Genomic DNA, 13,264 nt, shown 5'->3' on the forward strand with positions numbered 1-13,264 from the left:
ATGGACCTGAGTACGAAATACATGGGGATCGAGCTGAAGAACCCGGTGGTTCTGGGAGCCTCGCCCCTTTCCGATCAGATCGACGTGCTGCGCGCTGTTGAGGACAACGGAGCCGCGGCCGTCGTCGCACACTCCATCTTCGAGGAGCAGATTCGCCACGAAGAGCTGGAGATGATCAAGCACATGGAACGCGGAGCAGACAGCTTCGCCGAGGCAATCACGTTCTTCCCGGAAGCCGACGACTACCTGGTGACCCCGGACGATTACCTCGAGAACCTGCGCCGCGCGAAGGATGCACTCGACATCCCCGTTTTCGGCAGCCTGAACGGCGTGTCCGTCGGCGGATGGATCGAGTACGCAAAGAAGATCGAAGAGACCGGAGTCGATGGTCTGGAACTGAACATCTACCACCTTCCGACTGAGACGGATTTGACACCACAGACGGTCGAGAAGCGTTACCTCGATGTCCTCGATGAAGTGAAGCGGAACGTGAAGATCCCGGTGGCAATGAAGCTGGGACCGCAGTTCAGTTCCTTCGCGAACTTTGCCAAGCGCCTTGAAGACGAAGGCGTGGACGGCCTGGTGTTGTTCAACCGCTTCTACCAGCCGGACTTCGATCTGGAAACGATGTCGGTGATTCCGAACCTCGTTCTGAGCAACTCGCACGAGTTGCGCCTGCCGCTTCGCTGGATTGCCATTCTGTACACGCGCATCAAGGTCAGCATGGCGCTGACGACCGGCATTCATCAATCGGAAGACGTCATCAAGGCGATGATGGCCGGCGCAGATTGCGCACAGGTCGTCTCCGCCGTCCTGAGGAACGGCCCGGCAGTGCTCGGCAAGCTCATCGCGGGCATGGAGGAATGGATGGAAGAGAACGAGTACGAATCGGTCGAGCAGATGAAGGGCGCTCTGAGCCAGCATTCGTGCCCGGACCCAACCGCCTATGAACGCGCCAATTACATGAAGACGCTGCAGTCCTGGAGCTGATTCCCGGCTGCAACAATCGACAAGTCATCCTCCCCCGGGGCCGCAAGGTCCCGGGGGTTCTCTTTGCCTCGGGCTGGGAGCCATCGCCCTTATTCGCCCTTTACGTCCATGCCGTTGTGAGCGAAGGTGGCGTCAAGCTCCCCCACCGGAGGCCAATGATGGCTCTGCAGATCCCCTTCCTGTCGACCGGACCGAAGGTCACGGTCGAGAATAACGTGCTGGTCGCCCGGACCTCGACGATTTTCTCGATAATCTCCCTCGGCCTGTGCTTGAAGTCGCTGCGCGCCGATCCCCAACGCCGCGTCGTTACGTTTCGCCGCGTCTTTTTCTGGGTGTTCGCGAAGACACGCGAGATCCCCTTCGATCAAGTGAAAGAAGTCCACTATCGCTACGAGAATATGCACCCGTTCGCCAGCTTCACGGCGGCGGACTCGATTGACTGCTACACGGTGATTCTGGAATTCCACAATCGAGACGAAGTGACGCTGTTTCGCTGGATGGGGGAAGGTGAGTTCAGCAACGAATCGCTCTGGCCGGACTGGATGTACTGGGAGGAGATTCTACTGGACGTCGAAGGAACACAGAAGAAGGAGTCGCTGGCGTTCTTCGAAGCCCTGCGCGGGATGATCATCCCGAAAGGCCTCGTTATGGGCCAGCGCTCGCCCTACGCGATGTGATAGTGTTGTCTCAGTAGTTTCTCAGAATATGATCGTCGGCCGTGTCGGCCGTCGGTCCGCCGCCGATGGAGCAGGTCGGGAGTTGCTCCAGCGATCCGAGCCGATACTGGCCGCCTGAGGGGCATGACGGCATCCGCCCTCCAAGTTCTTTTCGCACCGCATCGATCGACACCTCGCCCGTGGCGAACATCCCTTGGGAAGCCAGAGCCCGCTTTGCCGATTCGATCCGGCGCAGGTTCGCCCGGCAGGCCTTTGCCTGCTGGACGGCGGAGCCGCTGGGGCCACTCGGCGTATCCAGGGACGCGCCGACCTGGTACTGGAGGTTGGCCGCCCCGGCGCGGATATTGGACTCCAGATTGCGCAGATCTTGCTCGCTGGCGCCCTGCAGGTAGAAAAAGTAGACGAACGCCCCAACTGAGGCCAGGACGACAAGGATGATCAGGCGCTTGACGATTTTCTTCTTTCGCATGATGCTGATAGGTTGGCCGGAGGCAGTTGGCTTGTCAAAGCGAAGTCGTTGGGTGGGCTTCTGTTTTTCCTTGATGCTGTCATGCCCCCGCCATAGGAGTCGCCTGTTGAAATCGGAGGCCCCGTCGTGGAAGACTTGATCGATGTTCGTGAACCGCTGGAGTCGTTTCTGGCGGAATTGATGTTTCAGGTGGGAACCTGGAAGGAATCCCAACGCCGCCAGGTGCTGCTCGACTTCCGGCGTGTGGATTTCATCGACTCCATGGCCATCGGCCATCTGGTGCGGCTATACCTGGAATGCAAACGCCAAGGAATTCAACTCCGAACGGTCAACGTGGCATCAATCCCCCGCCGCTCGCTGGTGCATGCCGGCGTGACGGAATTGCTCGGCCTGGGGCACCAGACGCCCCCCGATATCGACGACTCGACGGAGACGGCATGGTGATGCGGTCGGCGCGTCGGCTGTCGATACTACTTCTCCCCCTTCTTCTCAGCACTGCCGGGGCCTCTGCAAAAGACTTGCAGGCCTCCCCCGAAACCCTCCCAGACCTTCTGGCTCAGATTCAGTCCGGCGACAACGTCCTGCTCGCCCCGGGCGAATACACGCCTCCGACAGGGCAACTCCCGGCCGCCAGGTACAAGTCCACAGGTGGCGAGACGACCTGGCAGGTGCCTCCCGCCGGGTGGAAGATCTCGGGAGATGCGCAGTTCATCGGAATCGTCTTCTGGAGCAGCGAAGAAGATCGACAGGCTTCGGCGTTCCAGTTTGCTGCCGGCAGTGAGGCCGAATTTGACGGCTGCCGCTTCGCCGGCTTGGCGGGATCACCAGCAATCGCTGCCAAAGATTCGATCGTTCGCCTGGAGGGATGCACGTTCTTCCACACTCCGCAGGGAGTGACCGTGAGTGGAACGGACGGCGCAGAACTCCTCGTTACCGATTCCGAGTTCATCGCCCTGCCGCAGGATGGAGTTTCGTTCCTGCACCTGAATGGCAACACGATTGGGCGCATCGAAGCACAATTCGTCGGCGGCGGAAGCGCCATCACGGCCGACGATCTGACGGCACCGCTAGCGATTGAAGATTGCTTCATCACCGATTCATTCGAATCCGCTCTGTCTGTCCAATCAGATTACGCTCCGGTGGAGTTGCATCGTACGGTAATCGGCGGATCGTTCCGCGCAAGTGCAGTTCAACTGGTCGGACAATCAACGATCAAGATCGCAGATGTTTCCGCTGACGATATCTTCCTCCCTGAGGGTGAGAGTGCATTCGTCGAGACGGTGGACTTCGGTACATTAAATGCAAATCGTATCCAGATTTCAGGCCGCGGAAACGGCGCGGGTATGCGTCTGCTTGGTGACGATTCGGTGGTAAAACTCGCAAATGCCTCCATCGAGAAGTGGAATGTAGGAGTGGAACTTCGGGGGCCTTCGCTGGCGTCGTCCAATCTCCATATCGAGCAGTGCGACACAGGCCTGCTCGCCGAAGAATCGAAGGTGATTCTGAACGGTGGCAGCATTTCCGATAACCGCACCGGCGTTTCCGTGACAGACGGCGCCACTGCGAGAGTCAGCGCCACAGTTGCTTCAAATCGTGAAGTCGGCATCAGTGTTGGAAGCAGGGCCGAATTGGTTCTGCGCACCAGCAAGGTGCTGGATAATGCGCTCGGCATCCTGATCGCCAAGGAAGCGGATGGCGTCGACCTGGGAACACAGGTGGAGAACGGGGCGAACGTGCTGCGCGTTCCGGCGCCGACGGCGTTCGCCATTCGCAACGAGGGTTCGAACTCCGTTACGGCGTTTGGGAATCGCTGGTTCCAGAATCGACTCGAGTATCTCGGACATGTTGCCATCGATGATCTGATCGATGACGGGGACGTGGACAATCCGATCGGAGAAGCGGGCAACGGCGAGGTTTATTTTGAGATTCGCAGAGACTTCAAAGGCTCAACGATTCATTGGGACTCAACGGCCGATCGCCGGACGTTGGGGTACGGAAGTTCCGTGTATCGTTCGCGCGAAGAAGTTGAAGCCCGCGCCGCCCGCGTTCGCACGGTCCTGCTCGGCCCTGGTGAGTATCCGCCGCTGGAGCGCATGCCGTCGAGGCTGACGATTCGGGGCAAAGGCGCGGATCAGACCCGCCTCGTAGCCCGTGAAGGCGCAGACGCCACAATCGATTCCAACGCGGCACAACTCTCATTGGAAGGCGTCGCCATTTCCTTCGCACCTGACGGGCCGGAGACGGCGATCAGTTGGCGTGGAGGCGAACTGAAGTTGCAGGATGTGGACATCGATGGCTTCCCCGCGGCCGGCGTTGTTGCGGCTCCGGGGAGAGGCTCGATCGAGATGCGCAATGTGCGAATGCGCCTGCTTGACCTGAATGCCCAACCGCTTGTCGCGAAGAATCGTGCGATGTTCCTGCATAACGTATCCATTGGCTCGCAGACCAGCCAGACTGCAATCGAGTGGAGTGGCGATGAGGGCATTGCGCTTTCGGCAGAGGGGCTCTCCATCGAGACCGGCAGTACCGATGGCGCCGCTTTGCATATCGTCGGCAGTGCCACATTGCGGGACACCACGGTGCATCAACTCGCCGGCACTGGCCTGCTCGTGGAGTCGCCCTCCCCAGCCACAAACTTCGACGCAGCGGGGTTAGAGATTCATGGCTTCTCTGAGGCTGGAGTCCGTATTGCTGGGACCTTCGAGAGCGCAGCTCTCTCCAATGTCGAACTTCGGCCGAAGCTCAATCCTTCGATTCATGCCGAGGGAATCGATTTCAGTTCCACTGCCTTGGGTGCGATCGAAATCAGCGATCTGTCAGCCGAGAACGTCCGCCCCGGGCTGGCAGTTCGAGGAACGTGGACGAGCGGTTCCGCGAAGGAGATTCGCCTGCGCCTCGGCAGCGCATACAATGCCATCGACCGTCAGGAAGATGGCATTCTGTTCGATTCCCGTGGCCATTCGCCGGAGACATTCTTAGTCACAGCGGCGAACATCGAAGGCTACGACTCGGGGATTCACCTGGCGCCGGACCACGACAATCCGACGTCGGTGACGCTGGGGAATTTCCTCGGCACGGGCGCGAGTCGCTTCCGGCAGAACAGCGTTGGGATCCGCCTCTCCTCCGCCAGCGGTGCGTTGGTCGTGAAGGAAGATCGTAATCGCGCGCTGATCTCCGGCAGCGGCGTGGGCGTTCTGGTCGAGGCGGGAAATCTGAAACTTGAAAACGAGCGTATCCTCCAAAACACGGCCGGCATCATCGTACGCGGAGGCACGGCCGATCTCGGTGGCGGTCCGTTTCAGAGCCGTGGTGCGAATCTTCTGTGGCCGCAGTCCGGTAGTTACGGGATCATCAACGAGACGCCGCAGACTGTCATGGCGCGCGGCAACTACTGGGGAGAGGCCGAGGAACTGATGCCGACCGAGGCGCGTCCGATCCGCGACAGCCTGCAAGATCCGAGCGCCGGCCCGGTGATCACGTCAGACAGGCCATGAGTCCCCTCCCGAAGCACCTCCGCTGGGGCAGCACTTACGTTTCAAAGCCACTCCGGTTTTCGTTTCTCTGGCCCGATCAGCCGGAGCAATCGGCCCTGGTGCAGGAGTCCATTCGTGCATCTCGCTGGCATGGAGATCTGCTCCGCATCGCACCCTGGGTGATCATCACCATGGGAGACCTCTACGTGGCATATCGCGCCGGCATGGCATTGCGGCCGAACCTGTATTTCGCTCTTCTCGCTGCTCAGGTTTTGATCTTTCCGGGATTGATGGGTCTGCTCGCGGCCGCCGCCACCGACAGCCAGTTCGAGACCTTTCGCCGCCGTATCGGTATCGACAACATGGCGCTGACAACAATGAAGCCCGACGAGTACGCTCACGGGATCTTGTTCCGCGCAAGTTCGCTGCATTCGCTCGGGAACTTCGTCGCAACCATCGCCTGGATGATCGGCGGCGCGATGATCTGCATCCTTCTCGCGATCGGGTTTCCAAACAGCCTGATCGGGATGCGGTTAACGATCTTCTCATTCTGCTGCATCATCGGTGGATTGTTGCGATTCTTTCTTCTTCAGGCCTCCATCGCGGGCGGCGCTGCCGCGGGGATGCGTGCGTCTCTGATGATTCGCAGGCCACAACGAACACTACGGTTGATCACGGATTGGCTTCTCACATGGGCATTTGTGCCGGCACTGCTCCTGATATCGCTTTCAACGCTTTATCTGATATTCTTCTTCTTGCTCCCGATCTTGATTGTGCCTCCTACGGCAGTGGCGATCGTGATACTAATACTGCTGCCACGCATGATTGTGAATCATGCGGTGGAGGTCGGAATGTGGACGCTGAGGGAGTCCGACAAATGGTGGATCCGCAACCCTGAAGATCCGGATTGGGTTCCGTATCGACCTCCTCGCTGGTGGGAGCCCTTCACACTGCTCGTATCGGGTCTTCTGCACATTCGCCGGCGGTAGCAATCTCACACGAACGGGGGAAGTAATCATGGCAGGAAAGCTCTGTCCGAAGATCATCCTCGAAGGCACACGCCTGACATTCAAGACCGAAATCGCGTTCACGCTGAACGAGCATCCGCGAATCGTCGGTCCTCGCAAATACCGCTATCACTCGCCTGTCATCAGTGGCGAGTGGTGCGCGTTTACCAACTTCCCGTGGGGGCGGGGGTTGATCAATTTCAATCCGGAAGAGGAAGAGCGCGCGATGGAGACATACCGCACGTGGATGCGGTTGTTTGAACTCCAGTGCTACTACTCCTGGATCGTCGATCGCTTCCATCTGTCCACGCGGATGTTCCAGTTCAAGACGCGCGGGAAAGACTACGACTTCGGCTGGCTCGAAGACAGGCTCGCGGCTCTCGATTTCCGATTGGTATATTGCACGCGCACGCCTGAGTCCTTCGCGGCGGCACGTGAGGAGCGCCTGAAGGTCAGCGGAAACCCTTCGCAGTACGACGACCTCGACCTTTTCGTTGAGGAGCAGGAGTTGATGCGCAAGATGGTTTCGGAGTCTAAGCTCCGCACGTTCGTCGTCGACATGTCCGACAACGATGTGCCCCGTGCATGCGACAAGATCGCCGACTGGATGGAAGAAACGGGCGGGTTGTACGCCGAATACTGAGAGGGATGGGATGCGGACCGACAGCGACAGCCGAGAGTACCGCATCCCGCCCGATATTCGCTTTGGCCTGTGGCTGCTCTCGCTCCGCCGGAAGGGTTGGAGTGATGAATTCGCCGCGATCCAAGAGAATCCGCTCGTCATTCATAACTATGGGCCGCGCCATGATCGCATTGCGGATCATGGAGCGGCGTGGCTGCCATGGATTGCCTTTCTGGTTGCGGAAGTCATTCTTTTTACGTTGTTGGCCAGGCTTGGTATCTTCAGCGAGTGTATGCGATTCGTCTTGGCCGACGCGGTCTTGGCGCCGTTTGGTGCTGCCGTTCTGATGCAGATCATGGTTATGCGACAGTGGTTCCGACTGCGCTGGTCGGTGCCCGTCGATGAGATCGCCGTCACACGCATGACTCCGCGCGAAATGGTCCTCGGCATGATCGCCCGCCCGATGGCGCTGCAATTCGTGACCTATCTCCTCTACTCGCTTGGGCTATGCGGAGCGCTCGTATTCTATCTACTCCATTCCGGAGGGAGATCGGAGTTCATACTTGCTCTCCTGACAATCCCCCTGACTCTCTTCCTCAAGATTCCGATCGGTTTCTCCATGATGTTCGCCGGGGCAACGTACGCCATCCGTGCGCGACTGCTCACGCGCGGTTACTGGTGGGCGCGCATTCGGATGATGGCAGATATGGGGAGATGGGCGATTCTCCCCATTGCGCTCTCATCCCTTGTCGGGGTCTTTGATGCCATTTTCCTGGCGTATGTGTTCGCCTTCGGCATCGTCGTCGTGACAGCCATTCGGCTCCTCATTGCCGGGTCAACTGCATGTCGAAATCGAGCACTCGCCACGTTCAGACAGACTGTCCATCATTCTTCGAACTGGTGGTTCCTGGCTGGCATGGAGATGGAACCGGAAGCAAACCGCGCGCGGCTGTGGGATTGGATGCGGGGGATTGAATTCGCGCATCCCCGCACAGTGGAGCCCTATGGCTGGGACGAGGATGGGCTGACGAGCCGACGCCGAGCCACGGCATTCGCGCATTGTTCCCTTCCGATTAGGGTGGGTTTGCGACTGCTGGATGGGGCGGGGCAACTAATTGTCCAAAGAACAATGGAGCCTTCAGCGAGCAAGCTCCTGACAGATCGACGCCTCCTCTTCCAGATCAAGAGGCGCGCTCCCGGCTTCATCTGGCTTGTGTGGTTCGGCATCCTTATGGGGTCTCTTGCCTGCGCCTCGCTCGCTTCATCGTTCCATGGGGGCCTAGCCAAAGAACACTTTCTTCCGGCGAGTCTCCTGCTTGGCCTTCTGATCGTTGGCACCTCCGTCATTGCTGTTCAGGCTGCTGTATTCCGGATCGCGAACCGGAGTTCTGACTTGTGGCCGCCACACATCCCAATCGATTGCACACTCGATGCTCAAGACAATGTCGTAGCAACGATCCTGTTGCCCACGGCTATCAATCTGATCGCGGCAATCCTGCTCCCTGGGGCAATCATTCTCATCATGATCCTCGGGTGGCTTACAATCTGGGGGAGCAGCGCCCTGCTCGGTAGCCTGATCGCCCTTGTTCTGATCGTACCGTTTACCCTGCAGGGTGGCATGATTGCATTCCGCGCACGGGTCCTGACGCGATCAACGTCTCTCGCCCTGCTGCGAATGGGTTGGGATTCCCTGCTACTAGTGATTCCGCCTCTTCCAGTATTTGGTATATTGTGCGTATTTGTCTACGCGCTTCAACTGCCAACGCCTCTGATTGGGCTCCTGTTCCCAATTCCACTCGTTCTTCTCATCGTTCTTTATCCCATCACATGTGGAGATTGGTTTCAGGACCTCATCGACCTCGCCCCATTCTGGTGGGAGAGAGACGCGGAGGAAGACTGGAGAGAAATAACCGGTAAGAAATGGGTGAGTGATTGGACTGGGCCGCTGCGGGAGAAGATTCTACGCGAGAACGCCAGTTCCCAGATTGGGGAAACATGAACATGCGGCGAGAATCCGAAATCCAATCAGGCAGTATCGATCACTGCCCCTTCATTGTGCGGTATGGCTTGAAGCACCTGAGCGGGGGAAACAAAGGCCTGATTCCGGGGACGCTCAGTCCGTGGTGCAATCCTCTCTTCATTGATCCCGCGCTGTCTCGTGTGTTTGTACGAGTTGTGTACTATCGCCAACTCTGGTTTGCTTGTCTTCTGGTTCTGCTCATTGGAATTGCAGTTCTGGAGATCTGCGGTCTGCCCGGCGGGTTCAACTTCGTGGCGATCACGGCTACATCGGGGCTCTTCCTTGCGAACCTGCTCTTCGCGATTATCGTGCAACGCATTGAGTGTCGGCTTCTTGCAACGACACAACCGCTAACATCCCCTGCCGCCATTGCCCAGACCGGGATCGCCGCTAAGGATTACGTCGAGGCCCACGTCCTTGTTTCTGCGGCGGTCGCGCGTGTCCTGGTCCTCGCACTGGCAACACCGCTATTCGTCGCGATGCTCGGAAAACTCCTGGTCGATTTCTTCCTCACCGGAACTTGGCGTGGCGGAATCTCTTCAGATCTCGTTTACTTCCTCTATGTTTTCCTCGCAGGTGTGATGGCCCTGATTGGCCACACAACAATGATCGCCACTGCCACTGCAATGAAAGCGCGAGTTCTGACGGCAGATCGAGATCTGGCCGAGAAACGGATGACCGCCGACTATCTCAAAGGGCACTTGCTGTGGATTCCCGCGTTTCTCGCCTCCGCATTTGCTCTCTTGGCAAATGGAGAACTGCGATTCGCATTCTTATTCTTCGTGGCTTTCGCCTGCATCATGTTCAGTGTCTACGTCCAGGAGCGGCGGATTCTGCGGGCGATTCGCGAACTCGAAAGCCTCGCCCCTTTGTGGTGGGGCGAGGGGGCTGACGTGAATATGGATGAGTTGACGAAGGGGAAGTGGCTCGGCGATTGGGCGCGGCCGCTGCGAGCCGAAGCGGCGCGGCTTGTCGAACGGCAGGGAGCCTGGGAGGGCGAATCATGATCTTGCCCTCGGAGCTGAAAGAGCTGAAGGCAAAGCTCCGGCATTGGCCACTTCGGTATCGATGGGGCATATCCTTCATCATCCAGTTCGAGGGGATGCCCCTGCCGCTCGACAATGCGCTGCTGACGGAACCTGCTATCAGCAGGCAGTTGGCCTCCCGTAGGGAGTATCTCATTCTCACGATTGTCTATTCACTCATGCTGTTGGCTTCGGCCCTGCCCATTCAGGCAGGGCTATTCCGCGGGGCCCGGGGAATTGACTCCGTCGTTCCAATGGCGATGGGTGTCTTGATCGTGATGCTGAATGCTCTGGTAGTAATATGGGTTCAGGGAAGAGCTCTTCGATCTCGCTCGGCATTCCTTTCTCGCGCAAGCCTGTCGGGGTCAGCGATTTCTGCGAGCGAGTTCGTGGTTGTACATGTCCTGATCCCTGCTTCGCTGAGCCTCTTTGTCGCCTTCTCACTCCAAGCTCTGTATTTGATCGGGTACGTCATTTCTGCGCCCTACGAAATCATCTCCGGAACTACATCTTCCGGCATGCTCAGTTCCGATGCCCTGAGCGCAAGTCTTGGACTACTGTGCGCTCCTGTTCTCCTTGCCGGTCACTTCTCTCTTGTCGCTGGCGCAATTGCCTTCCGAGCACACGCTTTGACGGATGATATCGAGTTGGCGAATCGCAGAGCTGTTGCGGACATGATGAGCATCTGCCTCCCTCTGGTCATCCTGGCCATGCTTGCTGTCGTTCTCGGACTCCTCTTTCAAAGCGACTTGCTGGATCTCTTTTTCATTGTCCCCCTCTGCACTACAGGGGTTCTCGTCTTTCTGCGTCTGCGACGCATGATAAAGGAGCTGTTTCGGGAACTCGATAACCTCGCCCCGTTGTGGTGGAGCGAAGGCGCAGACGTAAATCTGGATGACCTGACGAAGAGGAAATGGCTCGGCGATTGGACACGGCCGCTGCATGGTAAAATGCTGCGCCTGAATGCCGAAGCGCGAGTTGAAAGTGGGAAAGGTCTATGAAACCAGAAGAGTACAACGAACTACGTCAGGGTCTCGCCCACTGGCCGTGGACATATCGGGTTGGTTTCAATTACGTGGCCATCGTGTTGGGGAATTTGATCTCGCTCAAGAACCCACTCTTGATGGATCGCTCCCTAAGCAAAGCACTCTTCAACCAGAAAACTTACCGCATCCTCTCGACCTTCGGATTTCTCTGTGTGCTTCTCCCTCTTGCATTCATGGCTGTGGGTCTCAGCCCAAAGGGGATACTGAGTCTTCTGACAATAGGGTTCTCCGGCGGCATCATTGCGGTCTTCATCAATAGCATTCTGGTTCAGCGGTGCTTAGGCAAGATCTTGCACGAGCGCGCCTCGCTGTTTGCTCCCGCCAATCTGTCTGCATCGTCGATTAGCCCGCGACAGTATCTGGAAGCACAAGTCACCGTGCCGACTGCCTTGACCGGGTTTGTGGCAAACGCCGTTTGGATCGCGCTGATGCTGATTCCGATGGTGAATTGGATCATCAAGTACTTACTGCGCCTCCCCCCGACTGTCAGGACCATACCGAACTTCCCCCTTATCGTGTATGCTTTCGGCATGTTCGTCGCCTTCATAAGCGGTTCTGTTGCGCTCATGTCATCCGCGTTGGCATTTCGGGCTCATGCCTTGACAAATGCCCCCGAGTTGGCTCATCGCCGCGCAGTTCGCGACTTCCTCCGATTGGCATGGCCGTTGGTGCTCATTGCGCTTGTGACGATTCCGTTCTCAATCGCAGTTCCCCATCCTGCCATCTTGTTTGCATTGACCATTGCTTTACTTGGCCTCCTGCTTCGTACGCTTTCCAAGTTCCGACCAGAAATGGAATACATGATCGGTGAGATTGAAAACCTCGCACCCTTGTGGTGGGGCGAAGGGGCCGATGTGAATCTGGACGAACTGACGCAACACAGGTGGAACGAGGATTGGGTCTACGCACTTCGAGAAGAAGTGGAGCGGATTCAGGAAGACGTGGTCTAGCCCTTCGGTGGGGTGTCGCCAATTTGTTTGCGCAGGTCGCGCGTGCGATGCAGGCAATTGCGGAGGCCGATGGTGTCGTGCTCGCGCAGGAGCCGTGCAAGGTCGTGCAATCGGCCGCCGACGCGATCGAGCATCTCGGCGATCGAGAGTGCATTCTGTGTGCAGATCTGCTCCCACATCTCGGGGTTGCCTTGCGCTATTCGAGTGGTGTCGCGCAGTCCCGTTCCGGCCAACAGGCGCAGGAGATTCGGGTCCTCTCCGCTGCGGTGCAGTTGATCGATAAGCGCAACGGCCACGAGGTGTGGAACGTGACTGATCAGCGCGACAATCTGGTCGTGGCGTTGGGGCGAGGCATAGACAACGCGCGAACCGAGCGCTTCCCAGAATAGCCCCGTGCGGACCGCGGCGCGACGATGCGTCTTCTTTGTCAGCGTCACAAAGGACGTCGCGCCGTCGAACAGATCGGCGCGCGCATTCTCCCAACCGCTCTTGTCGGAACCAGCCATCGGATGACTGCCGACAAATTGCGCGTCGTGGTGGTGATGATGCGTTTCGGCGCGAGAGACGATCGATTCTTTTGTGCTGCCGGCGTCGGTGACGATTGCTCCGGGACGCGCGACGGACAGGACGTGTTCGACTTCGTCAACAATGAGCTCGACGGGTTTGCAGAGTACGATCCAGTGTGCCTGTGGTAAGGCGGTCGCTTCGTCGGTCGACCATTCATCGATGACGCCGGCGTCCTTGGCGGCGCGCAGCCGTTCTTCATTTCGACCGACTGCAATGATGCGATCCGCAAACCCAACGCGTCGCGCCGCCAACGCGACCGATCCGCCGATCAATCCGAGTCCGGAGATCAGCAGAGCCCCGACGGGAGCGAATGGTGGCAGCTTCGGTGCAGTCATGCGGTTGACCTCTCGGGCGATTGGCGGCGTCCCTGCATTGAAACGCGGAACGGCACCCTGTAAGCAAGCGGAGAAAGCCTGGC

12 protein-coding genes are annotated in these 13,264 nt (G+C 58.3%); 10 read left to right on the forward strand and 2 right to left on the reverse strand.

The annotated features are described in order from the left end of the window. Positions 1 to 990: a dihydroorotate dehydrogenase-like protein gene (locus tag KQI84_03220; GenBank protein MCB2153870.1), complete on the forward strand. Its 990-nt coding sequence runs from the start codon at positions 1 to 3 to the stop codon at positions 988 to 990. Positions 991 to 1,148: 158 nt separating this feature from the next. Continuing rightward, a complete protein-coding gene (locus tag KQI84_03225) occupies positions 1,149 to 1,667 on the forward strand; it encodes a hypothetical protein (GenBank protein MCB2153871.1) in 519 nt (172 codons plus the stop codon). Positions 1,668 to 1,677: 10 nt separating this feature from the next. Here KQI84_03225 and KQI84_03230 read toward each other — a convergent pair whose 3' ends face one another. Further along, a complete protein-coding gene (locus KQI84_03230; protein ID MCB2153872.1) occupies positions 1,678 to 2,136 on the reverse strand; it encodes a hypothetical protein in 459 nt (152 codons plus the stop codon). Positions 2,137 to 2,262: 126 nt separating this feature from the next. Here KQI84_03230 and KQI84_03235 point away from each other — a divergent pair, with 126 nt between their 5' ends. The 8 genes from KQI84_03235 to KQI84_03270 are packed head-to-tail and all read left to right on the forward strand — an operon-like array spanning position 2,263 to position 12,279. Next, positions 2,263 to 2,580 (forward strand): STAS domain-containing protein, encoded by a 318-nt coding sequence (locus tag KQI84_03235; protein MCB2153873.1) that lies wholly within the window; start codon positions 2,263 to 2,265, stop codon positions 2,578 to 2,580. Further along, on the forward strand, positions 2,574 to 5,630 hold the full coding sequence (locus KQI84_03240; protein ID MCB2153874.1) for a DUF1565 domain-containing protein: 3,057 nt from the start codon (positions 2,574 to 2,576) through the stop codon (positions 5,628 to 5,630). Before KQI84_03235 ends, KQI84_03240 begins: the two co-directional genes overlap by 7 nt. After that, positions 5,627 to 6,598: a hypothetical protein gene (locus KQI84_03245; protein ID MCB2153875.1), complete on the forward strand. Its 972-nt coding sequence runs from the start codon at positions 5,627 to 5,629 to the stop codon at positions 6,596 to 6,598. The genes KQI84_03240 and KQI84_03245 overlap by 4 nt, the downstream gene beginning before the upstream one ends. 28 nt (positions 6,599 to 6,626) lie before the next feature. Then, positions 6,627 to 7,259 (forward strand): hypothetical protein, encoded by a 633-nt coding sequence (locus tag KQI84_03250; protein ID MCB2153876.1) that lies wholly within the window; start codon positions 6,627 to 6,629, stop codon positions 7,257 to 7,259. 10 nt (positions 7,260 to 7,269) lie between these two features. Continuing rightward, positions 7,270 to 9,237 carry a hypothetical protein gene (locus tag KQI84_03255; GenBank protein ID MCB2153877.1) on the forward strand — a complete coding sequence of 656 codons (1,968 nt, stop codon included), beginning with the start codon at positions 7,270 to 7,272 and terminating at the stop codon, positions 9,235 to 9,237. 2 nt (positions 9,238 to 9,239) lie between these two features. Beyond that, complete coding sequence (locus tag KQI84_03260; GenBank protein ID MCB2153878.1) at positions 9,240 to 10,265, forward strand: hypothetical protein; 1,026 nt, start codon at positions 9,240 to 9,242, stop codon at positions 10,263 to 10,265. Next, positions 10,262 to 11,284 (forward strand): hypothetical protein, encoded by a 1,023-nt coding sequence (locus KQI84_03265; GenBank protein MCB2153879.1) that lies wholly within the window; start codon positions 10,262 to 10,264, stop codon positions 11,282 to 11,284. Before KQI84_03260 ends, KQI84_03265 begins: the two co-directional genes overlap by 4 nt. Continuing rightward, entirely contained in the window at positions 11,281 to 12,279 is a 999-nt protein-coding gene (locus KQI84_03270) for a hypothetical protein (GenBank protein MCB2153880.1), read from the forward strand. The genes KQI84_03265 and KQI84_03270 overlap by 4 nt, the downstream gene beginning before the upstream one ends. Here the strand turns inward: KQI84_03270 and KQI84_03275 are convergent. Beyond that, positions 12,276 to 13,181, reverse strand: coding sequence for a prephenate dehydrogenase/arogenate dehydrogenase family protein (locus KQI84_03275; GenBank protein MCB2153881.1), 906 nt, complete (start codon positions 13,179 to 13,181; stop codon positions 12,276 to 12,278). The genes KQI84_03270 and KQI84_03275 overlap by 4 nt on opposite strands. Positions 13,182 to 13,264 lie beyond the last annotated feature (83 nt).

Source organism: bacterium (assembly GCA_020444065.1).
Lineage (GTDB): Bacteria > Sumerlaeota > Sumerlaeia > SLMS01 > JAHLLQ01 > JAHLLQ01.